The organism is Gloeocapsa sp. PCC 7428, assembly GCF_000317555.1.
Classification (GTDB): Bacteria; Cyanobacteriota; Cyanobacteriia; order Cyanobacteriales; family Chroococcidiopsidaceae; genus Chroogloeocystis.
The window spans coordinates 1,686,611-1,711,392 of record NC_019745.1; the positions used below are offsets into that span (position 1 = coordinate 1,686,611).

General features: G+C 42.7%; 16 protein-coding genes, 1 tRNA gene and 1 pseudogene. 10 read left to right on the plus strand and 8 right to left on the minus strand.

The window, feature by feature from the left end; translation table 11 throughout:
• The first annotated feature begins 3 nt into the window (after positions 1-3).
• From GLO7428_RS07405 to GLO7428_RS07415, 3 genes are all read left to right on the plus strand, one after another.
• Positions 4-1,635 carry a cyclic peptide export ABC transporter gene (locus tag GLO7428_RS07405; RefSeq protein ID WP_015187946.1) on the plus strand — a complete coding sequence of 544 codons (1,632 nt, stop codon included), beginning with the start codon at positions 4-6 and terminating at the stop codon, positions 1,633-1,635.
• Positions 1,636-1,690: 55 nt separating this feature from the next.
• Entirely contained in the window at positions 1,691-2,815 is a 1,125-nt protein-coding gene (locus tag GLO7428_RS07410; RefSeq protein ID WP_015187947.1) for a sulfotransferase, read from the plus strand.
• A 95-nt stretch (positions 2,816-2,910) separates the two neighbouring features.
• Entirely contained in the window at positions 2,911-4,122 is a 1,212-nt protein-coding gene (locus GLO7428_RS07415; protein WP_196797474.1) for a glycosyltransferase family 2 protein, read from the plus strand.
• Between the two features lies 1 nt (position 4,123).
• On the opposite strand, the gene GLO7428_RS07420 is transcribed toward GLO7428_RS07415, so the two are convergent.
• Both GLO7428_RS07420 and GLO7428_RS26545 read right to left on the minus strand, forming a co-directional pair.
• Positions 4,124-5,152 (minus strand): zinc-binding dehydrogenase, encoded by a 1,029-nt coding sequence (locus tag GLO7428_RS07420; RefSeq protein WP_015187949.1) that lies wholly within the window; start codon positions 5,150-5,152, stop codon positions 4,124-4,126.
• Positions 5,153-5,214: 62 nt separating this feature from the next.
• Positions 5,215-5,403, minus strand: coding sequence for a hypothetical protein (locus GLO7428_RS26545; RefSeq protein WP_071882347.1), 189 nt, complete (start codon positions 5,401-5,403; stop codon positions 5,215-5,217).
• Positions 5,404-6,563: 1,160 nt separating this feature from the next.
• Here GLO7428_RS26545 and GLO7428_RS25945 point away from each other — a divergent pair.
• Both GLO7428_RS25945 and GLO7428_RS07435 read left to right on the plus strand, forming a co-directional pair.
• Positions 6,564-9,686: an FG-GAP repeat protein gene (locus GLO7428_RS25945; RefSeq protein ID WP_015187951.1), complete on the plus strand. Its 3,123-nt coding sequence runs from the start codon at positions 6,564-6,566 to the stop codon at positions 9,684-9,686.
• Between the two features lie 38 nt (positions 9,687-9,724).
• Positions 9,725-10,810, plus strand: coding sequence for a TIGR03032 family protein (locus GLO7428_RS07435; RefSeq protein WP_231295562.1), 1,086 nt, complete (start codon positions 9,725-9,727; stop codon positions 10,808-10,810).
• A gap of 100 nt (positions 10,811-10,910) precedes the next feature.
• Here GLO7428_RS07435 and GLO7428_RS07440 read toward each other — a convergent pair whose 3' ends face one another.
• On the minus strand, positions 10,911-12,644 hold the full coding sequence (locus GLO7428_RS07440; protein ID WP_015187953.1) for an alpha/beta hydrolase: 1,734 nt from the start codon (positions 12,642-12,644) through the stop codon (positions 10,911-10,913).
• A 355-nt stretch (positions 12,645-12,999) separates the two neighbouring features.
• On the opposite strand from GLO7428_RS07440, the gene GLO7428_RS07445 reads away from it, so the two are divergent.
• Positions 13,000-14,454: an SLBB domain-containing protein gene (locus GLO7428_RS07445; protein WP_015187954.1), complete on the plus strand. Its 1,455-nt coding sequence runs from the start codon at positions 13,000-13,002 to the stop codon at positions 14,452-14,454.
• A 61-nt stretch (positions 14,455-14,515) separates the two neighbouring features.
• Here GLO7428_RS07445 and GLO7428_RS07450 read toward each other — a convergent pair whose 3' ends face one another.
• Both GLO7428_RS07450 and GLO7428_RS07455 read right to left on the minus strand, forming a co-directional pair.
• A complete protein-coding gene (locus GLO7428_RS07450; protein ID WP_015187955.1) occupies positions 14,516-15,544 on the minus strand; it encodes an ABC transporter ATP-binding protein in 1,029 nt (342 codons plus the stop codon).
• Between the two features lie 49 nt (positions 15,545-15,593).
• Positions 15,594-16,115: a WbuC family cupin fold metalloprotein gene (locus tag GLO7428_RS07455; RefSeq protein ID WP_015187956.1), complete on the minus strand. Its 522-nt coding sequence runs from the start codon at positions 16,113-16,115 to the stop codon at positions 15,594-15,596.
• Between the two features lie 146 nt (positions 16,116-16,261).
• On the opposite strand from GLO7428_RS07455, the gene GLO7428_RS07460 reads away from it, so the two are divergent.
• The 3 genes and pseudogenes from GLO7428_RS07460 to GLO7428_RS29680 form a co-directional block, all read left to right on the plus strand.
• Positions 16,262-16,861, plus strand: coding sequence for a GNAT family N-acetyltransferase (locus GLO7428_RS07460; RefSeq protein WP_015187957.1), 600 nt, complete (start codon positions 16,262-16,264; stop codon positions 16,859-16,861).
• A gap of 72 nt (positions 16,862-16,933) precedes the next feature.
• Positions 16,934-17,713 carry a sulfite exporter TauE/SafE family protein gene (locus tag GLO7428_RS07465; protein WP_015187958.1) on the plus strand — a complete coding sequence of 260 codons (780 nt, stop codon included), beginning with the start codon at positions 16,934-16,936 and terminating at the stop codon, positions 17,711-17,713.
• A gap of 487 nt (positions 17,714-18,200) precedes the next feature.
• A pseudogene (locus GLO7428_RS29680) lies at positions 18,201-18,557 on the plus strand (response regulator); the annotation flags it as partial.
• Between the two features lie 68 nt (positions 18,558-18,625).
• On the opposite strand, the gene GLO7428_RS07470 reads toward GLO7428_RS29680, so the two are convergent.
• The 3 genes from GLO7428_RS07470 to GLO7428_RS07480 form a co-directional block, all read right to left on the minus strand.
• Positions 18,626-18,697, minus strand: a tRNA-Gly gene (locus tag GLO7428_RS07470).
• A 37-nt stretch (positions 18,698-18,734) separates the two neighbouring features.
• Positions 18,735-21,863 (minus strand): efflux RND transporter permease subunit, encoded by a 3,129-nt coding sequence (locus GLO7428_RS07475; protein WP_015187959.1) that lies wholly within the window; start codon positions 21,861-21,863, stop codon positions 18,735-18,737.
• A 66-nt stretch (positions 21,864-21,929) separates the two neighbouring features.
• Positions 21,930-23,228: an efflux RND transporter periplasmic adaptor subunit gene (locus GLO7428_RS07480; protein ID WP_015187960.1), complete on the minus strand. Its 1,299-nt coding sequence runs from the start codon at positions 23,226-23,228 to the stop codon at positions 21,930-21,932.
• Between the two features lie 254 nt (positions 23,229-23,482).
• Here GLO7428_RS07480 and GLO7428_RS07485 point away from each other — a divergent pair, with 254 nt between their 5' ends.
• Positions 23,483-24,598: an ABC transporter permease gene (locus GLO7428_RS07485; protein WP_015187961.1), complete on the plus strand. Its 1,116-nt coding sequence runs from the start codon at positions 23,483-23,485 to the stop codon at positions 24,596-24,598.
• Positions 24,599-24,782: the final 184 nt, after the last annotated feature.

Below are 24,782 nucleotides of genomic sequence, written 5' to 3' on the forward strand. Positions count from 1 at the left end.
TCAATGAACCTCATCCGCCTACTTCTGCAAACTTCTGTCATTCACCTTGCTGTAGCTGTGATGGCAGGAATTTTGAGTGGGGCTAGTGCGGCTGGTTTGATTGCTTTAATTAACACTACCTTAACGCAGAATAGTACATCAACTGCAATAGTTTGGACATTTGCAGCGTTGTGTCTACTACGACTTGCAACAAATTTAACTTCTCAAGTTCTGTTGATTCGACTTTCTCAAACTGCGATCCTTGATTTGCGGATGCGGATGAGTCGCCGTATCCTCGCTTCTCCCTTAAGTCAACTCGAAAATATTGGCGCGCCGCGTCTTTTAGCTGTTCTCACCGAAGATATTCAAGCTATCTCGAATACTGCGTTTGTTATTCCCTTCTTCTGCATTAACTTTGCGATCGTAATTGGTTGTTTGGTGTATTTGTGCTGGCTATCTTGGTCTGTATTTCTAATCGCTGCTTGCTTTATGTTTTTGGGAATCTGCACTTATCAACTACCAATTGTTAAATCTCGCAGTTTTCTCAAGTTAGCCCGCGAACAAGAAGATCGGTTGTACGATCATTTTCGTGCGATTACTGAAGGAACTAAAGAACTCAAACTGCATCAACAACGACGACAAGCATTTTTTAGCGAAGCGCTTTATACGACCGCGCGATCGCATCGACACTACAACGTTCTCGGTATGAGCATTTTTGCAGCTGCTGCGAGTTGGGGACAGATTCTGTTTTTCCTTGCAATTGGTCTTATCTTATTTGTCTTACCAACGCTAACAAGCTTAAACACTGTAGTTGTTATTGGCTATGCACTGACAATTATCTACTTGATGACACCTTTAGAGTACATCATGAGTATGCTATTGCCCTTGAGTAAAGCAACAGTAGCATTGCAAAAGATCGAGTCTTTGGGATTGTCGTTAACATCTTACTATCCTGAGTGTGCAAATACCTTAACGCAACTGCCTGCTTGGGAATGTCTTAAACTGGTAGGTGTCACGCACACATACTATCAAGAACGCGAAGACACTCATTTTATTTTAGGTCCAATTGACCTCAAAATTTATGCCGGAGAACTACTATTTATCATCGGTGGTAATGGTAGTGGTAAATCGACTCTCATCAAGCTGATTACAGGGCTTTATCCTCCTGATACAGGTGAGATTTATTTAGATGACAAACGAATTAGCGATCGCGAGGATTACCGCCAGCAGTTTTCAGCAATATTTTCTGACTTTTATCTATTTGAGCGCTTTCTTGGTATTGAAAATCTTCACATCAACACCCAAACACATAACTATCTTGTGCAACTGCAACTAGACCATAAAGTTCACATCGAAGATGGTATTCTTTCTACCACAGCACTCTCACAAGGACAACGCAAGCGCCTTGCTTTACTCACTGCTTACTTAGAAGATCGTCCTTTTTATGTCTTCGATGAGTGGGCTTCCGATCAAGATCCCTTATTTAAGAAAATTTTTTACACTCAACTTTTACCAGAACTTAAAAAGAAAGGTAAAACTGTAATAGTCATTAGTCATGATGACCAATATTTTGGTATTGCCGATCGCATCGTTAAGTTAGAATACGGCAGTTTAAAATTCTATAAAAAGCCTCACAACGTTACTATTTCAGGTTGATGAATTTATAATCTGCGATTTTATTTAAGCTCTGTTGAAATGTAGCAAAATAATCATGTATGGATTTGGCTCATTTACTGTTTTAGTTAAGTTACTTTTTCGTCATGGTGCTGATAAAAAACACCTGCTTAAGGTGCTGCGGGTATTGTGGCTAAGTTTTTTGACAATTCCAATCAAGCTTTGGGAAAATTTTAAATTTCAGTCAAAAATAGACCAACAAGAAATTAAAGAGCCACCAATATTTATCTTAGGGCATTGGCGGAGCGGGACAACATATCTTCATTATTTGATGAGCCAAGATCCGAAGTTAGGATATGTATCATCATTTCAAGCTTTTGCACCTGATTTCTTTATTACAGGTAATCAAACACTCATTCCGTTCATTTCTAAGTACTTTCCACAACTACTTAAAAAAGTTGTCCCTGAAAAAAGGAAAATGGATAATGTCAAATTTTCCCTTGACTATCCAGCAGAAGAAGAATTTGCTATCGGAAATATATCTTGTTGTAGTTTATATCACGGAGCTTTTGTTTTTCCAAAACATATTGAATCTTACTTCAAAAAGTATGTTTTATTTGAAGATGAATTTAAAGATAAAGAAGAATGGCAACGGGTATATATAAAAGTTTTAAAAAAAGCAACTTTTTCAATGCAGGGTAAGCGTCTAGTTTTAAAAAATCCGCCAAACACAGCCCGAATCAAAGTTTTGTTAGAAATGTTTCCTAACGCTAAATTTATTCATATATATAGAAATCCTTTTATCGTGTACAACTCTAGGTTGAAAGAATACAAAGCTTCTACACAACTATTCGGATTTCAAAAAATTGAAGATGCTGAAGTAGAAGAGAAATCTTTGAATCTCTATCAACAGGTTATGCATAAGTTTTTTGTCGAAAAGAATTTAATTCCCCAAAACAATTTTGTTGAGGTTAAATTTGAGAATTTAGAAAACAATCCGCTTCAAGAAATAGAACAAATTTATAATAAATTAAGCTTGCCTGGATTTAATTCAGCTAAAACTTATTTTCAGTCTTTTATTGACCTGCAAAAAAACTATAAAAAGAATGAATATAGGCTAGATAGAGAAACTATAGCAAAAGTGCTATTTCATTGGGGATTTGCAATTCACACATGGAATTATAAAGTACCGCAAATTCAAAGCCAGAAAGCTAAATTGTAGGAATTTGGCAATAACAATGTATTAAATGACAAAAAGTTTGAGGTAGACACATGAATGTTTTGGTCTTGATCGTAATCCTGATTTTTGTAATTTTGGTGGCTATTCAAATCTTTTTTACAGTGGCGATGAAGTCATCGCTGCGATCGCCAAGCCCTAAACCAGTTCCAGATAACCAATTACCCAAAGTAGCAGTCATTTTATGTTTGCGTGGTGCTGATCCATCTCTATCAAACTGCTTGCGATCGCTCTTACAACAAAACTACCCTGACTATGACATCAAAGCTGTCATTGATAGTCAAGTAGATCCAGCTTGGGACATTATTAACGAAACACTCCAGCAGCAACCAGCCCCAAATATTCAAGTCAGTTTATTGCAAACTGTGCGCGAAACTTGTAGCCTCAAGTGCAGTGCTTTAGTGCAAGCTGTTTTAGAACTCAAAGATAAATATGAAGTAATCGCTTTAGTCGATGCAGATACACTTCCCCACCCTGATTGGTTGCGTCAATTAGTTAGCCCTCTTGCAAATCGTCGTGTTGGAGTTGTCACCGGAAACCGCTGGTATGTACCTATGGGGCGTTGGGGTACAGTTTGTCGGTATCTATGGAATGTAGCCGCTGTTACCCAAATGTATTTCTACCGCATTCCCTGGGGTGGAACTTTAGCCTTGAAAACTGAACTTTTTGCACAAACACAGTTACTCGAAAAGTGGAAGAATGCGTTGTGTGAAGATACAATGCTGCGTCAAGTTTTGCAAGAAACAGGGATGCGCGTTCAGTTTCTTCCTGCGTTGATTATGGTAAATCCAGAAGAGTGCGACTTACCTAGCTTTTATCGTTGGGTAAAACGTCAGTTACTTTGTTCTCGACTGTATCATCCAGCTTGGCGGGCGATCGTAGGTTACAGTCTTGTAACAACTTTAACTCCTGCTTTTACTGCAATTTTATTTTGCGCGGCGCTATTCACAAACCAATGGCATTTGGCTGCTTGGCTAGGCGGCGGATTGACGATTTACACGCTGGTGCTTGTTTTATTGATAGGAATTTTAGAACGAGACGTACGTCAAGTCGTTCAAGCGCGTGGTGAGATAATTGCACCGTTTTCGATGCGCGCGATCGCGCGCATCGTCATCGGTATTCCTTTAACTGAGTTGGTTTATGCTACCGCAATACTAGCAGCCATTTTCATGCAGCGTGTTGAATGGCGTGGTATCACCTATCATATCAAAGGTCCTTGGAATATTAAGTTAGTTAAATACTCTCCTTATCAGCATCTCGACCAGCCTGTTGATGCCAATGCTTCTTTATAAACTACGATGGCGCAATCGCAACTTTAATCACCTGACGCGCTTTCATAGCCTGAAAAACTTGCTCTAGATCCAACAAGGGGCGTTGTTCGCTAATCAGTAACTCAAATGGAATGACTCGACTTGCTAGCAATGCCAAAGCAGCACGAACGTACTTCGGAGTATTGTGAAACACACCTTTCAGTGTCAGTTCGCTGTAATGTAGCTGTTCAGTATTAACTGTAATTGTCGTATCTCTCGGACAACCACCAAACAAATTTACAGTTCCACCAGGGCGCGCACACGCGATCGCACTTTCCCACACCTTGGGGCCTCCTGTTGCTTCAATCACCACATCTGCACCCCAGCCAGCGGTGTATTCTTTCACAACTGAGGGCGTATCTCGAACTTCTTTGTAATTAAAAGTCTTGGCTGTACCCAACTTTTGCCCAATTTCTAACCGCTGTGAATTTCCGCCAAACAATAAAACGCGACATCCTTGCTGGGCTAACACCGCGACAAACATTAAGCCAATCGCACCATCACCCAGAACTACAATGTTATCACCTTGCTGAACGTTAGAGCGAGATATACCATGCAACACGCAGGCTAGCGGTTCAGTCATCGCCGCTAATTCGTACGGCAATTCGTTAGGAATATGCAACATATTGTGCTGCACAATTAGTGCTGGAATTTTCAGATACTCCGCAAACGTTCCGTTGTTCCACGTTAAATGCGGGCAAAGCGAGTATTCTTGACGTTGACAAAAAAAGCATTTCATGCAAGGAGCCGAATTATTCGCTACAACGCGATCGCCCACTCGCCATTCTTTAATACCTTCCCCCACCGCCACAATCCGCCCAGATGCTTCATGCCCAAACAAGGTTGGCAGTTGCAGCATTTTAGCATGATTTCCGCGACGCCAAACTTTTAAATCAGTACCGCAGGTTGTTGCGACTGCTACCTGAATGACAACTTCGCCTGCTGCTGGCGTCGGTTCAGCAACTTGTTCTAGACGTAAATCTTCTTGCCCATAGAGCAAAGCTGCAAGCATTAACTATTGATGTGATGTAGCTCCACCTCATTTTACCAGGTAGAGACTACCTACACAGACACCTAATTAGCGTTAACCACTTGCTTGGGCTGCGATCGCTGTGCTACAGCTTCTGATACAGGCAACTTACTCACCGCCAGGATTGGGACTTCTTGCCAACAAGAGGTGCAAAACCAGTACATTCCGCCTTGGCGTGCGTGGCGTAGTAGCGGATTACCGCAACAAGGACAATTATTATTACTCCTATTCATAGCACCATCGATTCCTTCTTCAAAGCTGTTGATTTAAAATTTGATTTAGCCGAAATTGACGTTTTGATAGTTAGCGATTCACCCTTGCAAATACTTTATGCTACATACTTCTCCAATCCCCAATCAGGAGACGCATCGAAAAATAACTTTCTTCTAAGTGTAGGGATAAAACTATTAATGGTATTGCTTGTTTTTTCATACCTCTCGTCTGCCAAAATAGCAGAGCAAACGGTTTTATTAATTGGAATTGAAAATCTACCAGAAGTCAGCAACTAGTCTGCTATAATCTCTCCTCTTTTATTATAAATTCAGAGTCAACTAGTAACAGGTTTAGTAAACTATCTTTATGGTATGCTCCCACAATAAAGCTGATTCGGGATTCTTCCCATCTATCCTAGGAATCATTCTGTATCTCTTAGCTCGTATAGCGATCCCCATCCCTATCTGTAGGCTTTTACATTATTTATTCGGCGTTACCTCTGTAGTAAAATTTCATTTTGAAAGGCATGACATTTGACTCATTCATACAAGAAAAGCTTTTTATGAATGTCTTTAAAAGTTTTTCTGAGTTTTAACAATATACTCGTCAGCTTTGAATAAGCAATAACTGATATTTTTATTTTCAAGTAAAGGTATTATGATACAGCAAGAAAATGCAATGAATATTAAAATAAATAGCTTCTAACTTGAATTGATAAAAATAGATGAATTGTTTAAATGAATATTTATTTGGTGTTTTTAGAAAAAGTTCAAAGCTAAGTGATAGCTTCTTTCTTTAGGAAGTGCGATCGCCCTGAATGCCCAATCTTAGCGACTTGGCAATCGAACATAACAAATATTTACCGTCCTCTACAAGTAAGTTTTTGGCAAAATTCCGTCATTATCAGAAATAATATTACATTTATTAATATTTCTTTAAAATGACTTATAACTACTTTACTTACTCAGCTTTACTCAATCTTTAAATAGCCTCAAAAAAGAGTATTTATTTTTACTAAAGATTTATCTTCATCAGTTCTTTTTAAAACTACGCTTGATGATGAAAGTTGAATTAAGTTTCTCTGCTTTTTACTAAACAAACAAGACTATTGCACTGTGAAATTTTGTAGTCTTGTATTTTTTCCAGATGATACAAAACTTTACTATTGTTAACTGATCCTATGGCAACGATTCAAGGAACTTCCGGTAACGACACCCTTACAGGTACTCAGTTTGCAGATGCAATCTTTGGATATGCTGGGAACGACAGCTTACTCGGCTTGGGCGGTAATGATACCCTAGACGGCGGTACAGGGATTGATACTTTAGTCGGTGGTGCAGGAAACGATACCTATCTTATAGACAGCATCAACGATACGATTAGCGAGGCAAGCAATGAAGGTATAGATACTGTTCAATTCTCAGCAGAAGGCTACTACGATCTACCCGACAATGTCGAAAACCTCACTCTGATAGGAACAAAGGCGCAGGGAGGTTATGGCAACTACAAAAAAAATCTTATTATGGGCAACGCTGCTGACAACTATCTCAACGGGAGAGAAGATAGTGACACGTTGTACGGCAACGATGGAGATGATTTCCTTACAGGTGACAGTGACGAATATCAATTTGCTTTTGAGTACTTTTTTGGCAATGATGTTCTTTATGGTGGTAATGGCAACGACACGCTATCGGGTATTAACATCGGTGTAGGTGCTAGAGTCCCTGAGGTTGACTCTGCGGGGTACGATACTTTATACGGTGGCGCTGGTAACGATATTTTCTATGGTTGGGATGATGTCCTCACAGGCGGTAAGGGTAACGATACTTATTATCTTTACCGTAACAATACCGTTATTGAGGCAGCAAATGCAGGTATAGATACCATAGTGTCTATTGACGAAAACTATACATTAGGGAAACATCAAGAAAACCTGATTTTAAGTGAAGATTATTACCTAGGGCTAAAAGACTTAAATGGAACTGGCAATAGCCTGAATAACGCGATCGCTGGCAATAGGGCAAACAATCTTCTCATCGGGCTTGCAGGTAACGATACCTTAAAAGGTGAAGAAGGTAATGACTATTTAGTAGGAAGTTTCGGACTACCAGGTGACAAAGATATCCTGACAGGTAGTGCAGGAATCGATACCTTTATATTGGGAGATTTCTCGCAAGACTTCTACGATGACCTTAATCATAAAACCTCAGGATTTGGAGATTACGCCTTAATCACTGATTTCAAGCCTAATGAAGACATTATTCAACTTTCTGAAGCAAAAAGTGATTATGTGCTTGGCGCTTCTCCTACTGGCTTACCATCGGGTACAGCTATTTACAAACTTAAACCTCAAGGTGAACCAAGAGAACTAGTTGCCATCATTCAAGGTACGTCTACGCTAAATCTTAATGGCAAGTACTTCCAATTTAACTCTGCACAATTAAATCTTTTTAGTCTCAACGGCAGAAACGGTTTCGCTGTTAATGGTATCAACGCTAATCGCGGCGCATTTGATATCAATAAAGATGGCTTTGATGACTTAATCTTCAGGGAATCTGCTTTTGCACCCAATTCCAAAGAATACGTGGTGTTTGGTAAAGCTGGATTCACTCATAATCTTGACCTTTCTGAGCTTAATGGTAGCAATGGCTTTGCGCTCAACTTGATGAATGCTGAAAAAGAATCATTTATCGTTGATGTAGGCGATATCAATGGCGATCGCTATGATGATCTGCTCATTAGCACCTCTAATCCTGGTTCTAACACTAAAGGATATGTGGTATTTGGCAAGGCTGGAGGCTTTGCCTCTAGCATAGATCTCGCTAAACTCAATGGCAACAACGGGTTAATACTTAAAGGCAGTCAGTCTGGTTATGGATTTGACAACGTTACTATCGCTGGTGATATTAATGGTGATGGCTTTGATGACATCATTGTCGGCGATGGCTACAGCGATCCAAATGGTAAAACTAATGCTGGTGCCAACTATGTAGTGTTCGGTAAAGCTAAAGGCTTTTCTCCTAACCTGAATTTGGCTCAGCTTAATGGTAGTAATGGTTTTATCATCAACGGTATTAATTCCCGTGACTACTCGCTTGTGGCTACAGTTAAAGGCGATGTTAATGGTGACGGCTTTAACGATATCTTTATTACTGCTCCAAATGCTGTGGGTAAAGCGGGTGAAAGTTATGTCGTATTTGGGAAAGCAGAAGCCTGGAGTAAAAATTTCAACCTTGCGCAACTCAATGGAAACAACGGCTTTACAATTAAAGCAACTAGTCTCAATACCTTTTTTACTTCGATAGATACTGTTGGAGACATTAATAACGACGGTATTGATGACATTGTGGTTGATAATTCAACTAAAAAGTATGTCATCTTTGGTAAAACTGGATTTAACTCCACGTTCAACCTTGCCGACATCAACGGTAGCAATGGCTTTGTTATTCATTCTGCAACAAGTTCTGAAAGCATTGGCAGGGTGAGTGTTGCAGGAGATGTGAATGGTGATGGCTTAAACGATATTTTGATTGGAGCAGAAAGCAATACAGCTAATGGTCAAAAATATGCCGGAGTCAGTTATCTCGTCTTTGGCAAGGAGAAATTTGGCAGTAGCCTTGATCTTTCCTCAGCAATTAACGGTAGCAACGGTTTTCAAATCAACGGTATTAATGCTAGCGATCAATCAGGTCATGCAGTTAATATTGCCAGCGACATCAACGGCGATGGTTTTGACGACTTGGTTGTTAGAACTGCGTTTAGTGACAGTTATGTCATCTTCGGGCGTGACTTTACAAACAAAGTCAACCGCTTAGGTACGTCAAACAATGATTTACTCATTGGCACAAATGGAGATGACATTTTAATTGGTGGAAGAGGTAGCGATACGCTACGTGGTGGCTTAGGGCGTGATGTTCTCTACGGTGGTGCGGGAAATGACGTTCTCAGCTTTGGGGTCATCGATCGCCGGATTGATGGCGGAGGTGGTACAGATACGCTGGCAGTTGATACGAGTGGCATTACAATTGATTTAACAACTCTTCCTAATAACCGCATCACTGACGTTGAAATTATCGACCTTACAGGAACTGGAAATAATAGTTTAAAGTTGACGCGTTTGGATTTATTAGATTTATCAACAAATAATCAATTAATTGTCAATGGTAACGTCGGTGATTCAGTTACGTCTGTCAATCAGGGATGGCTATTTAGTGGTAAAACTCCGGATCTGCTGTACGATCGCTACACAAGTGGAGCCGCAATCTTATTAGTAGATACTGATATTATGCAGAATCTCAACTAACACCAATTATCAGGTGGGGAATACCCACCTTTGTTTCATTGCAATTACTAACGATTCCGACTATGCATCCTGATACTGCCCAACCGTCTCTACCTGCACTAGAAATTAGTACATCACGGCAATTTATCTCTTGGTTATCCGAACAACAGGTTAGCCTTGCTTTTACAACGTATCAAACAGGGAAATTATTTCTGATTGGTATTGCTAGCGATCGCCGTTTATCCGTCTTTGAACGCACGTTTGAACGCTGTATGGGATTGTGGGCAAGTCCCGATTGCCTGTATACAAGTTCGTTGTATCAAGTCTGGCGCTTTGAAAATGCCCTAGAATCAGGTCAACTCCACAATGGTGGTTACGATCGCCTTTACGTTCCGCAAGTCGGATACACAACGGGTGATATTGATATTCATGATATTAATGTTGATAGCCAAGGTCGCGTGGTCTTTGTCAACACGCTGTTTAGCTGCTTAGCGACAATTAGCGATCGCTACAGTTTCATTCCCTTATGGCAACCATCCTTTATTTCGCGACTAGCTGCTGAAGATCGCTGTCATCTCAATGGTTTAGCGATGGAAAACGGGCAACCCCGCTATGTTACCGCAGTCAGTCAAAGTGATGTGAGCGACGGTTGGCGCGATCGCCGTCGTAATGGCGGCTGTGTGATTGATGTTCCTAGCAATGAAATTGTCGTGTCTGGGCTGTCAATGCCTCATTCTCCCAGAGTCTATCGCGATCAACTCTGGGTACTCAATTCTGGCACTGGCTATTTTGGTAATGTTGATATCAGTGCTGGTAAATTTAATCCGATCGCATTTTGTCCTGGTTACTTACGCGGACTCGCCTTGTGGGGAGATTACGCCGTTGTGGGCTTATCCAAAATGCGGGGTAACAAAACTTTTTCAGGGCTGGCGTTAGATGAAAATCTCGCCGCCAAAGATGTCGAACCGCGCTGCGGCTTACAAATTATCGATTTACGTAGTGGCGATATTGTCCATTGGTTACGCATCGAAGGCATGGTAGAAGAACTGTACGACGTTGCTGTTATTCCTGGAGTGCGCCAGCCAATGGCGTTAGGCTTTAAATCAGACGAAATCCGCCGTACAGTTACTATCGGGTCTTTGTAGTATAAACACACTCTGACTGAAATCAGCGTAGTCCACGCAGGTGGACTTTATTAAGCTAGCAGCGAATTCATTCACCAAGCTTTAGAACGCGAATAGCCAATTAACTCCTCGCCAAAAGCCACCACCCAGTAGCCACAATATTTTCACCCCTCAGAACTCGTCGCACTGCCATTAACAAACGGTTTTTTTTCGCCCCCACCCAAGGATCGAGAGTTGATGGTAGTTCGGTATTCAACCGTAAAGGAAGTTGTGCTGTTGAAAGCGATAGCGCATAAGCTGGAGTGAGAAACGGTGCATAAACTTGTGCTTCAGGAGTTAATTGCTTAATAAAAGCAACCATTGCCCCCGATGCAAGTCGCCGTAAAGGTAGTGTTTCGTCACCCCAACGTTCTTTGACGAGTGTACGGACACTGGCTGCGCGCCCTAAATTACCGAGATCGCCAATACTTAAATGCGTTCCGCCAATCGCCGTAATTAGATATTTTTGACTTTGCAACTGATTAAACGGACGTAGTTGATGATTCAAGACGGGAGTCACCGCATCTTCCGTACCCGCCAGCATCAAGACAGGCGTTGTCACTTGCATTAAACCTGTTTTACCAAACAAATTCCCCACCAGCGGATTCAAGGCAACAACTTGCGCCACGCGGCGATCGCGTAAATTTAATCGTCTTTCTGGCAGATCCGCCGCAGCGCATTGCAACCAATCGGCGGGCGCTTGTCCTAGTGCCGATATCCCGCGACACGACTGCCGCACTGCATCCAAATCGACCTCACCGCCAGCCAATGCTAAAGCCGTGTAACCACCCAACGAGTGACCAATAACTGTCACTTGTTGCGTATTTAACTTACCTTGTAACGTCCCAGGTTGTTGGTTGTATCTCGTCAATCGATTTAAGACAAAAGTAATATCCTGCGGGCGGTTGATAAACTCTTGCGCTGGAATAATTTCGTTTGGATCGTTAGCTGCGGCGACACTTCCTAAACGTTTGATACTACTTCCTGGATGTTCAAGCGCTGCAACCGTGAAACCATATGAGGCTATGTGTTCTGCTGTCGAGGCAAAAAATTTGCGATCTGAGCCAAAGCCATGCGAGATGACGACTAATGGTCCTTGCGGATTTGTGCTTGTGTACAAATCAACTGGAATTGTGCGAAAACGCTGATAATCCGTCAAAAACAGCGTTTTTTGCTGCACGCCTTGCACCCCGCGCCTTGCCGGATCGAACTTGGGTAGCGATGCGATAGAACTTGGCACTGGAGCTAATTCGCGCTCTAGCAATGGACCGATCGCTTGACTTTGCCAATAAGTCGGATTAAATTGCAATGCCAAACTGACAACCGCGCTCGCATCAACGGTAATATTATCCTCAGGATACGCCCGCAGTAAGTTAATCGCGCTCAGTCCATTAAACTGGCGTGCTGCGAGGGATACCGTTGCCTGAAGTTGATCAACTGTTGTATTCGGTAGCGCGGCACTGACAGAATCAATCACCGTCTTACCCGTAGGCGATCGCAATACCTGCGCGACAACTTTATCCGCAACGTTGGGGTCTACCTGAAGCTGCCGATTGAGAAATTCACGAACTTGTGAATTTAATATAGGTGCATAAAAACGTAAACTGCGCGGGACTTCTCCCGTTTTGGCAAATTGCTCTAAATCTGAAACCGCAACTTGTTGCTCAAATGGTCCCAAGCGTAGCGTAATACGCTCTGCCGCCAGGGCAGCTGATGTCATTCCTCCCCAGCCCCAAGCAAGCGTTATGCCACAAACCAACCCTTGAACTGTCAACTGCCAAGTACGGATTCCCAACGAACGCCCTTCAAACTTCATATTCCCTGATTGCTGCAACTACCGATATACTTTGTTGGAACAAACTTGATTTTCGGTTCGTCCCTCGAACCATAAGTGCATACGCCTAACCTGCAATTGATGCTATTCCAGGTACTAATTCGATGTGCCAAACTTATTACAATTGCAGGTTTTTATCATGTTTATGTTAAACAATGTGTTATGCATAATAAACCTGAATTTAACGGACTATTTCTTTATTTTAAATGTGGAAATCACTTAAGTAATGTTTATTTAAAATATGTGTTTACACTACCGCTAACTTTCTCCATTAGTTCAAAACACCACATAAAATAGTGAGAAATAAAATTCTCGGAGAATTATCTACAACTGGAACATGAATATCAAAGTCTCTAGAGTCTTAACCCAACCAGTTGCCGGTTTAGCTCTTTTAGCTATGGTCGCAACTACCTTTCCCTCCCCGAGTTGGGCGCAAGTCCAAGCCCCAACAGCAGCCGTACAAGAAAACGTTGAATACACATTAGATGGTGGCGATCGCATCCGCATCAACGTATTTGAAGTTCCTGAGTACAGCGGTGACTATCAAATTCCTCCTGGTGGCGACCTCTATCTTCCCTTGATTGGTCGCGTTGTCATTCGCGGATTAACTCAAAATCAAGCAGCAGAGTTAATTACAACACGCTATGCTCGCTTTCTGAGACGTCCCATTGTTACCGTTAGTTTAATCGCTCCCCGCCCAATCAACGTCGTTGTTTCCGGCGAAGTCAATCGTCCTGGTTCCTACACTGTAGGCTTACAAGGCGGTGCAGGTGATAATCCTGGTGTTCAATATCCCACAATTATTAGCGCGTTGAATCTTGCTGAAGGAGTAACTCTTGCAGCAGATTTACGTCAGGTACAACTGCGCCGTCCGCAAGGTGGTAGTTTACCCGTCCAAGTTTACAACGTCGATCTTACCCAACTCGTTCGCAGCGGAACTGTAAATAATGACCTAACATTACGCGACGGTGACACTATATTTATCCCCACCGCAACAAGCGTCAACTTAGCCGAATTACGTCAATTTGCTTCCGCAAGTTTTGCCGTTCCCGCAAATCGTCCCCGTACTGTCACAGTCGTTGGTGAAGTCAACCGCCCTGGTTCTTACGTTGTCGTCGGCGGCGGCGTGAGTACCGCAGCAGCTACCGATCAAGGTGGCAATCAAGGTGGCGCTAATAATAATGGACTGCCCACAGTCACCCGCGCGATTCAACTGGCAGGTGGCATTACATCCGACGCTGATGTCCGCAGCGTCATCATTCGCCGTCCTACTAAATCAGGTACAGAACATAGAATTAATGTAAATCTTTGGGACTTGTTGAAGACGGGTGATGTCAACCAAGACACCCTCGTACAAGAAGGAGATACGATTGTTGTTGCCACCGCAACAGATATTAACCCCGCTGAATCGACAGAATTAGCCGACGCTAATTTTTCACCAGCGACAATTCCAGTCAGTGTAGTCGGAGAAGTCAAAACCCCTGGAGTGCTGCAATTGCCCCCCAATACTCCAATGAATCAGGCAATTCTCAGCGCGGGAGGATTTAATAATGCTCGCGCTAGAAGAAGAACTGTCGAGTTAGTTCGCCTGAATCCTGACGGAACTGTAACACGACGAAACATCGAAACAGACTTTGAACAAGGTATCAACGAGCAAACAAATCCTCGGTTGCGTGCTAACGACATTGTCGTCGTCAACCGCTCTGGTATAGCTCGGGTGGGCGATGCTCTTGGAACTGCACTAGGACCATTGGGCAGTGTCATCAATATCCTCCGCTTTATCGGATTCTAACGCTATTTAAGGGATGTCATACTGTCGTACTAAAGAAGTTGCACATCCCTTATATTGTGCTTCACGGCATCATTGCCGAAGCAGCATCAATACCACCTGTTAAACCTTTTTGCCGTAACTGTTGTAAGAAAAATTCTTCTAAAGAAAGACGCGACAGGTTTATGGCTACAAGTTGAGCATCGGTTTGCCAAAGACTGGTAAGGAACTTATCTAATTCACCTTGTAATTGCCCGTGCCAAGAGCTATCAGGTTCAACAACAAGATGATGCAGCCATTGGTGCAGCATATTTTGATCGCCACCTCGTCCTTTAATGCTATACGTATTTGGTTGACCTAAAAGCTCGTCTAGCGAACCTGTACAAATTAACTCGCCTTGTGCCAAAATCGCGATGCGATCGCAAATTTGTTCGACCTCCGATAAAATGTGACTATTAAAGAAAATAGTCTTGCCTAAGTCTTTGAGCAATAAAATAATCTTGCGCATCTGGTAGCGCCCTATAGGGTCAAGTCCTGACATTGGTTCATCTAAAAAGATAACTTCAGGGTCATTAATCAGGGCTTGCGCTAAACCAATACGCTGTAACATTCCCTTCGAGTACTGACGCAATTGTTTTTTCTTAGCAACAGACTGCGCTAAACCAACTAAATCTAATAATTCAGGAATTCGCTGACGTTGCACCGCAGTAGGAAGCTGAAATAGCCCCGCAGCCATTTCGAGAAATTCCCAACCTGTTAAATAGTCGTAGTAATAAGCGTTTTCTGGTAAATAGCCGATTTTTTGCTTACACGTGCGATCGCCCAACGGTTGTCCTAATAGCACACCACGCCCTCCCGAAGGGCGAATAATGCCAAGCAAAAGCTTCAACAATGTTGTTTTCCCTGCGCCATTTGGTCCGAGTAAACCAAAAGTTTCTCCTTGATATACACTTAGAGAACAGCCTTTGAGCGACTCTACTTTTTGATTTAACCAAAAGCCAGTACGATAAACTTTTTTGAGTTCATACGTCTGTAGTACCGGTAAAGATGACGTGGTATTTCTTTCTTTTAAAGTAGATGGTGGATTAACTTTGATTTTAATCTTTGTGTTCATGGCGCTATCATCACATCCCGCAACGCCTAGAAATTATGGCAAATGAAGTTCAAACCCTGCTGCGATCGCCGTCAGCGATCAAATCTGTAAAGTAACTTTGCCAAGTCGTGACTAATTGCCTAGCAGCTACAGTCCCTTCAGCCGGAAAGCTTTCTAAAAATTCTTTATCTGTGCTGGGGTCATAAGGTCCTTCTTTGAGTTCCAAAACTATCGTATCTGGAGTCAAAGCCACAAGCGTATGATACGTTCCTTCGGCCAGTTCTACACCACGCGTACCGCTACTCGCACCAACGCGTTCTTGATTAAGAATCTCGCCATTTTCGTCCATAATAATCATTCCTAGTTCTCCTTGCAGTACCAGGAAAAATTCAAAGCCATTTACGCCCGCATCCCTACGATGGCGATGTGGACGAACATACGTACCAGGTTGCAAAACATTGATAAATCGTTGGACTTTTTCACCCAACTCGTGAAAGTTATAATTTTGCCGTAATCTCGGACTACTACGAGCTTTTTGGGCAATATCATCTAACAAATCTTGAGTAACACGCTTAAACTGAGAAGTTGTCACGCAGATATCCTCCAAATCTACAACATAGTTATAACACCTTAAAAAATCTCGTTTGTTTTTCCTAAATAAATTTAGGGACTTGCAACTATCCCTTCCCCTTTGTTCGATCAAGCTATATTCCTAGGAGAAACTCCAAAATTCAACTTATGAAAGTTTTTCTCGAAACACCACGCCTACTTTTACGAAACTTTACTGAAGAAGATGCAGACAATTTGTATGAACTTGACAGCGATCCTGAAGTTATCCGCTTTGTCAACCTAGGCGTTATCAAAGGAGGAATAGCAATAGATATTGATTATGAAACTATTAAAAATAAAACCTTACCTAAATGGCTTCGTTACTACGAAGAATACGAAAATTATGGAATTTGGGCAGCCATCGAAAAAACAAGCGATGAGTTTATTGGCTGGTTTCACTTTCGACCAGCGCCAGACAACTTATTTTATTTCAACTTAGGATTTTATAATGCTTCAGAAATTGAACTTGGTTATCGCCTAAAAAAATATAAATGGCACCAAGGTTATGCTACAGAAGGTTCTTTAGCATTAATACGTCAAGGATTTGCCAACGAAGATACCCAACAAGTTGTCTCAATGGCCTTAGCCAATCATATAGCCTCAATTCGGGTTATGGAAAAAGCAGGACTGAAATTTGTTACCAAATACTTTCATCCAGAAATTGCTCAAGAAGTTGTTAAATACGCCTTGAGTAGAAATGAGTTCTATGCGAACAATTTTTCATGTTAACAATTGCTAATATAGCAACTCTAAATTGTTTACTACTACGCAGAGTTATGAAATATCAGTAAAACAACTTTTATGCCAACTTCACCAAATTTGCTTAGTTTATCGCTTGGAGGGTTAATTGCTGGTATCCTTGCGGGATTTTTAGGAATTGGTGGTGGTACGATTCTAGTTCCACTCATGGTGGGCTTAGGATATACCCCTCTACAGGGTGTTGCCACGAGTAGCTTAGCAATTGTTATTACATCAATTTCTGGCAGTATCCAAAACTGGCGGATGGGGTACTTTGATACCCAGCGCGTTATTTCTCTCGGACTTCCGGCGCTGTTCACCGCCCAAATTGGAGTATATTTAGCGAGTAAATTTGTTTCGTATTTACTCTTGATTACCTTTGGTTTATTACTCCTAATTAATATTTATCTCGTAGATTTAAAGAAGCGTCTCACAACAATAAATCAAGGTAAACTTCAACGCATCAATCCTGCGATCGCTCGCTTGTTTACTGGCGGGGCTGCTGGAATTTTAGCAGGTTTATTCGGCGTAGGTGGTGGCGTGATTATGGTGCCAATGCAAATTCTCTTATTAGGAGAAACAATAAAGACCGCAATTCAAACAAGTTTAGGTGTGATTATTCTTACAGCCCTTGCGGCTTGTATAGGACATACTCTTAGTCATAATGTCTTGTTTACTGAAGGTATTCTCTTAGGAATTGGTGGTCTTGTAGGTGCTCAAATGAGTACTCGTATTCTCCCCAAATTACCCGATACTACCATTAGCATTCTGTTTCGTTTGATGCTAGGACTACTTTCACTCTACGTATTTTCACAGGCTTGGCAAAGTTTTCATAGTCGATAATCTTCATACACTTCACATACATTAGCTTGAGACAGAACTGGAAAAAATAATATTAATTTAACAATTCCCGAAGAATTACGGTGTTCCTCAGACATCTATCATTGATAAACTTAAATAATTTATGCCAATATCCGTAATCTTACGGAGGGCATCTGCTTTAAATCTTCAGTATAAAGGCAGTTATAAAATTTTATCTTTAGTATTGCAATAGGAGTATATTAGCTGCCATCAGCTTCATAGCCTCACTTTAAAAGAAAAACTTTTTTTGGTGATGTTAGGTCATCAAATCACATTGAAATAGACAGTCATTCAAGTAATTTTTTCAAAAAAATCCACGTTAATCTAGGTGTAGTTAAACTGATTCTGATGAATTGGACACAGTTTTAGCTAGACATAGGCAATAATAGCGCGCTAACCACAATTACTATATCTTTATTGACTCAGCCGCTGAGTATTTTGGTCTGCATCAGTAGCAGGATGAGTAGTCATGCAGAATCTGACATTAAATACCCAAATACCTACAATCTTGGCTGTTGATGACAGCCACATCATGCAAGAACAAATCAAACACATACTATCTGACTATTGCCGCGTTTTGGTGTCAAGTAACGCCAAAGATGCATTGAATCTAATTTACTATGAAAAAATCTCTTTGCTGTTACTAGATATTGCTATGCCGCAGATTGATGGTATTGAGTTATGTCGTACAGTACGCGGTATGTCGCAGTTTCGTAGCTTGCCAATCATCATGCTAACCGCAAAACATAAGTTTATTGACAAAGTTAAATGCAGACTAGCAGGAGCAACAGCTTATGTTACCAAACCTTATAAGCCAGATACTTTATGCGAGTTAGTCAATCAATGTCTTTATCCACCACCTACAACAACGTCTTCAAGTGTAGCTACAGACAAAGCGGGTGATGGGACTCGAACCCACGACGTTTACCTTGGGAAGGTAACATTCTACCACTGAATTACACCCGCGCTTGTGTGGAATATAAGGTAATAGATATTATACGACTTATTTACGTTGCAGTGTACTCTTTGGCTGCTCAATAGAACTAGCTGTGTCAGCGAGTTGATCTTCAACAACGCGGCTGCGCTTTTTATTAAATCCACTGTTTATGAAGTCCATCAGTCGGTGTTGGAAGTCATCTACATAAGTAAATAGGACAGGTACTACCACTAACGTTAATAACGTAGAAGTTGTAAAACCACCTAATACCGCGATTCCCATCGGGCTGCGTACTTCAGCGCCAGGACCAAAGCCAAGCGCGAGGGGTAAGGTTCCTGCAATTGTAGACAACGAAGTCATTAAAATTGGACGCAGACGCGAGACACCAGCATTGATTAATGCTTGTCGTTGTGAATTTCCTTCTGCTTGATTGATGATTGTGTAATCGACTAAGAGAATCGAGTTTTTTGTGACGATACCCAGCAACAGCACAATTCCAATCAAGGCGTATAAACCTAAAGCTTTTTGAGCAAACATCAATGCCAGTAGCGTACCACCCAAAGATAATGGCAATGCCACCATAATCGTGAATGGGTGGAAAAAGTTATTGTACAGCAACACGAGAATTGCATAAATGCAGAGAATTGCGAGTGCTAAAGCCGTACCAAAGCGACCGAAAATTTCTTGCATAATTTCAGCATCACCCGCTTGTTGCTGCACAACTCCTGAAGGTAGCGGATTTAACGCCGGAAGTTGATTAACCGCATCTACCGCATCTCCTAATGCGATACCTTGTAAGTTTGCTTCTACCGAAACTTGACGCGAGCGATCGTAACGGTTAATTTGAGCAGGACCACTGCCAAAACGAATATCAGCGACAGCTGTTAACGGAACCAACGAACCGTTATTACTCGGAACTTGTAAGTTTCTAAAGGTATTGATATCGTTACGTGCTTCAGGATTGATTTGAACGCGAATCGGAATTTGGCGATCGCTCAAGTTAAATTTAGCTAAGTTCGCGTCGTTATCGCCTAAAGTCGCGAGGGATGCGGTGCGCGCGATCGCTTGTACTGTGACGCCTAAATCAGCCGCCCTTGCGGGATCGGGAATAACTAAGATTTCTGGTTGCGCCAAACTAGCAGATGAGGCTACTTCAACTAAACCAGGAACTGTGCGCATTTGCCGTTCTAATTCAGCCGCAGCGCGATTCAACGCTTCAGGATCTTCACTTCTCAAAACAATTGAGAGATCTTTATTGTTTCCCGCCGCACCTTGGCTTTGAAAACTAATTCTTGCACCTGGAATTTGGGCAAATTGCGGACGAATTTGTTGTTCAAACTCACTTTGCGAGATATCGCGATTTTGTTCGGGTTTCAGCTTAACTGTCAGCGTTGCTTTATTAACTTCCGGCGTTGCTAAGATACTTTCTACCGCAGGATTTTGCTGAATTAATGCTGTTGCGCGTTGTACTACTTGCGTTGTGTCATCTAAAGTCGAACCTGGCGGTAATTCCACGGAAACTGTAGAAATTCCCAAATCGCCATTATCAATAAATCCTTTGGGAATCATTGGCACTAACATCAAGCTACCAATAAAGAACGCCAACGCAATTCCGAGCGTTGTTAAACGATGGCGTAATGCCCAGGTAAGCAAAGATTTATACGGCTGAAACGGTTTTTTGTGGGGTTTAGACTTGTGGTGAATTCTCTCTGAATTTGGCTTGAGCAAATACGCTCCCATCATCGGCGTGACTGTTCGTGCTACTAGCGTAGAAAATATTGTAGATACCGCAACTGTGACACCAAAGGGTTGGAAAAATTGACCAGGAATACCCCCCATAAATGCCACAGGAAGGAATACCGCAATAATTGTTGCAGATGTCGCAATTACCGCTAAACCGACTTCAGCCGAAGAGTCAAAAGCTGCTTGACGCCCTGTTTTTCCCATCTTCATGTGGCGATCGAGGTTTTCAATTTCGACCACAGCATCATCGACTAAATTTCCTACCGCAAGTGCTAACCCTAACAAAGTCATATTATTGAGCGTGTAGCCCAAGCTTTGTTGCACAAAAAACGTCGGAATAATTGATAAAGGCAAAGCTACCGCTGTAATTAACGTCGCCCGCCAATCGCGTAAAAATAGCAGAATCGTTAATACAGCTAACACCGATGCGAGAATGAGATCGTGCATCGTGCTTTCGTAAGACTCGCGGATAAAGTCACCCCGCGTAAAAATGAGTTGCAAGTCAACATCAGCGGGTAATGTTGATTCTAATTGCGCGATCGCTTTTCTAATACCTTCTTCTACAGTAACGAGCGTACTACCGCTACTACGCAATACTTCAAAAGCTACGACAGGTTCGCCATTCAAAAAAGCAGCTTGTCGCGGTTCAGCAAAGCTGTCACTGACTTCTCCTAAACTCGACAAAGGTACATAACTACTATTTGGTAAGACAATTTGATAATTGCTTAAGATTTCAACACTCGCAGCACTCCCCAAAGTTCTCACAGTTTGTTCGCTACCGCCAACTTCCGCTCGTCCGCCTGGTAAATTAGCATTAAACGCGCGAATTTGGTCATTTACCTGTGTTGCGGTGATTCCTAACGCTTGTAGCTGTAACGGGTTTAAATCAATCCGAACCTCGCGGTCAACACCACCGACACGGCGAATTTGCGCGACACCTTGCACCGCGAGTAAAGCACGGCTAATCGTTTGGTCAACCAAGTTACTTAATTGTTCGACTGATTGCTGTTGCGAAACAACAGCATAAGTCATGATCGGACCGCCCGCGAATTCTAGACGCTGAACAATCGGTTCGCTGATATCTTGCGGTAAGTCTTGGCGCGTTTGGGCAACTGCATTGCGGACATCGTTTGTGGCGCGATCGCTATCCGTACCCAACACAAAGTTAACAACCGTTGTCGAAACGCCATCGTTGACGGTTGAAATCATGCTGTCAATATTTCCAAGACTCGCAACCGCATCTTCAATTTGCTTGGTCACTTGTGATTCGAGTTCCACAGGTCCCGCCCCTGGTTGACTCACTGTAATTGAAACCGCAGGAATATCAATATTAGGATTCGTATCAATTCCCAATCGGGTAAATGAAAACCAACCCAAAATCGTCAACATCAAGAATAAAAGAATTGTGGGAACCGGACGGCGAATAGACCAAGCAGAGATATTAAAGGACATAATCAGGGGTCAGAGGTCGGAGGTTCGTAGGAGGTTCGTAGGAGGTTCGTAGGGATAAGCCATGGCTTATCCCTCAACACGGACGCGATCGCCATCGTTGAGATAGCCAGCACCAGAAACAACAACGCGATCGCCTGGGTTTAAACCGCTGCTGATTTCGATGTTGCCATCGTTAAGAACTTCTCCGAGTTCAACCGATCGGGCTTGAACGGTATCTTCACCGACTAGTACAAAAACCCTTCCATTACCATCAGGTTGTGGGACAACAGCTTTCGCCGGAACTGTGATTCCAAGGACGGTTGCGGAGGTAATGGCGGCGCGTGCGAACATTCCTGGACGGAGCAAAGATGTTGGAGGTAAATCGATGCGGACTGTGGCTTGGCGGCTTTGTGTATCGACTAATGGTGCAATTTCGCGTACGCGTCCTTGTAGCTGAACGCGCGAATCTGTATCGGAAGTTACTCTAGCAGGTGCGCCGACTTCCACTTGTGGTAGCTGTACCGCCGGAACTTGGGCGGCGAGTTCTAAAGCGTTATTTTGAATGATGGAAAATAAGGGTTGCGAACCGCTAACGACATCGCCGATTTTGGCGATCGCTTCGGCAACTAAACCACTCGCGGGCGCGCGGACGACAGTTTGTCTTAGTTGCGTTTGTAATTGTTGTAAACCGGCGCGGCTACTACGTACATCAGCTTCAGCACTACTAATATTTGCTTGCGCAACGCGGACGGCTTCGCGGGTGGTGGCTGTTGTTGTGGCACGTGCGTCTAATTCTTGGCGGCTAATTGCCCCATTCCTTGCAAGTTGTTCGTAGCGCTGTAGGTTACGTTCAGCTTCGGCTAAACTAGCGCGCGCTTGTGCTAAAGCGGCTTGTCTTTGACCGATTACAGCTTGTGCAGATTCGATATTTGCTCGTGCTTGGTCGATTTGCGCGCGAATAACTGCATCATCTAAAATTGCCATTGCCTGCCCTTCACGGACACTTTCGCCTTCGCGTACTAAAATCTGCCGAATTTGTAAACCATTTGTTTGCGGTAATACAGAAATTAAATCACGCGCCGCAATTGTACCAGTGACACTCAGCGATCGCGCTACCTGTGTACTGCGAACTGGTTCCACCGTCACACTCATACTTGGTGGTGCTACAGTTTGCTGCGGCGTTTGGTTTGGTGCTGTTAAAGTCGGACGTGAAAAAAAGCGCATTCCCCCAAAAGCAATTGCTACGCCTAACCCTGTACCAACGACCAATGGAATCAGCCAATTTTGACGCGATCGCCCTTGGGAAACCTTTTTGTAGTTCGCATTGTCCACAACGATAACTTCTTTAGACTCAAGCTGATTGTCTACTTCCACTTTTTGGGTCACAACCAAACCTCCCTCCACACGATGCCAGTGCCAGCCACTTTGCTTAAGAAACGTTGAAATTTATTGCTATATCTTAACTATGACTCATTTAATCGGCTTCGGACTCAGACTCCAGCAAGAATTGAGCGGTCAGAGGTCAGTCAAGGAGTTATGAGTTTTGAATGAAAGGCGAAACCCAAAAATTTGAATCCTAACGTTTCGCTCTCAGGCTAGAATTCAAAGCAATAGATTATGACTTTAGGGCATAGTGGTTAATGAACTGGTGGCAAAGACTTAAGAAAAATCCTCTCGCCCGCTTTGGTGCTGTATTACTTCTCGTTTTCTACATTGCCGTCTTCGCGGCGGATTTTGTCGCCCCTTACGACCCCTATACATCACAAATCAACGGTTCGCTACTACCACCCACGCAAGTTTACTGGCGTAATCGCGCAGGAGAGTTTATCGGACCTCATGTTTATCCAACAACACAAGGGCAAACTGATTTAGAAACAGGCGATCGCGAACTGATCGTAGACTATACAAATCCCGCTGGGTTACGCTTATTGACTCGCGGCTATACCTACAACTTATTTCGCTTGACTTTACCACTACCACCAACGTTTGAAGAAGTGGAAATCTTTAGCGGTATTCCAGTTAACCTACACTTATTTGGTACGACTGGCGAAGCAAGATTTAATCTTTTAGGTACTGATGAGCAAGGACGCGATCAATTTAGCCGCTTACTGCACGGAGGTAGAATTAGCCTCAGCATTGGTTTAGTCGGTATTGCAATTACCTTTCCCTTAGGAATGTTTATTGGTGGTATTTCTGGATATTTTGGCGGTTTAATTGATAGCACACTAATGCGCATCGTCGAAGTGCTGATGACAATTCCCAGTATTTATCTGTTAGTTGCCTTAGCCGCTGTTTTACCACCAGGGTTAAGCAGTACCCAAAGATTTGTTTTGATTGTGTTTATTACTTCGTTTATCGGCTGGGCGGGTTTAGCACGAGTCATTCGCGGACAAGTTCTCTCGATTAAAGAACGCGAATTTGTGCAAGCTGCAAAATCGATGGGTGCAAATCCTTTCTATATCATCGCGCGCCACGTTCTGCCGCAAACAGCAACTTACATTATTATTTCAGCAACGTTAGCTGTACCAGGTTTTATTGTTGCTGAGTCGGTATTAAGTTTAATCGGATTGGGAATTCAGCAACCCGATCCATCGTGGGGTAATATGTTATCGCTCGCGACAAACGCCTCAATTCTAGTACTCCAACCCTGGCTAATTTGGCCTCCCGCATTACTGATTATTCTTACCGTCTTAGCATTCAATTTACTCGGTGATGGCTTACGCGATGCGCTCGATCCTCGCAGTTTGCGACGGTAGTGATTAGCTAATTGCTCTCATACAGCTTTGAGTAAATCCACCTATGGGGTGAACGCATTTCTGCCTAGCGAACGACAGAACCTATTTCGCGACTTGGTATTCTATTAAACAAGAAACGTATTGGATAGGGGTTGCGCCACTGTGACCTATAGTCAATTGCTGAAGGAGGGCGACGTCAAGCGGT

What these genes read in the sequence shown, in the direction of transcription:
- GLO7428_RS07440 (WP_015187953.1), bottom strand. Translation starts at nt 12,644, where the DNA reads ATGAAGTTTGAAGGGCGTTCGTTGGGAATCCGTACTTGGCAGTTGACA.
- GLO7428_RS07405 (WP_015187946.1), top strand. Translation starts at nt 4, where the DNA reads ATGAACCTCATCCGCCTACTTCTGCAAACTTCTGTCATTCACCTTGCT.
- GLO7428_RS07465 (WP_015187958.1), top strand. Translation starts at nt 16,934, where the DNA reads ATGCCAACTTCACCAAATTTGCTTAGTTTATCGCTTGGAGGGTTAATT.
- GLO7428_RS07475 (WP_015187959.1), bottom strand. Translation starts at nt 21,863, where the DNA reads ATGTCCTTTAATATCTCTGCTTGGTCTATTCGCCGTCCGGTTCCCACA.
- GLO7428_RS25945 (WP_015187951.1), top strand. Translation starts at nt 6,564, where the DNA reads ATGGCAACGATTCAAGGAACTTCCGGTAACGACACCCTTACAGGTACT.
- GLO7428_RS07460 (WP_015187957.1), top strand. Translation starts at nt 16,262, where the DNA reads ATGAAAGTTTTTCTCGAAACACCACGCCTACTTTTACGAAACTTTACT.
- GLO7428_RS07450 (WP_015187955.1), bottom strand. Translation starts at nt 15,544, where the DNA reads ATGAACACAAAGATTAAAATCAAAGTTAATCCACCATCTACTTTAAAA.
- GLO7428_RS07485 (WP_015187961.1), top strand. Translation starts at nt 23,483, where the DNA reads ATGAACTGGTGGCAAAGACTTAAGAAAAATCCTCTCGCCCGCTTTGGT.
- GLO7428_RS07445 (WP_015187954.1), top strand. Translation starts at nt 13,000, where the DNA reads ATGAATATCAAAGTCTCTAGAGTCTTAACCCAACCAGTTGCCGGTTTA.
- GLO7428_RS26545 (WP_071882347.1), bottom strand. Translation starts at nt 5,403, where the DNA reads ATGAATAGGAGTAATAATAATTGTCCTTGTTGCGGTAATCCGCTACTA.
- GLO7428_RS07420 (WP_015187949.1), bottom strand. Translation starts at nt 5,152, where the DNA reads ATGCTTGCAGCTTTGCTCTATGGGCAAGAAGATTTACGTCTAGAACAA.
- GLO7428_RS07410 (WP_015187947.1), top strand. Translation starts at nt 1,691, where the DNA reads ATGTATGGATTTGGCTCATTTACTGTTTTAGTTAAGTTACTTTTTCGT.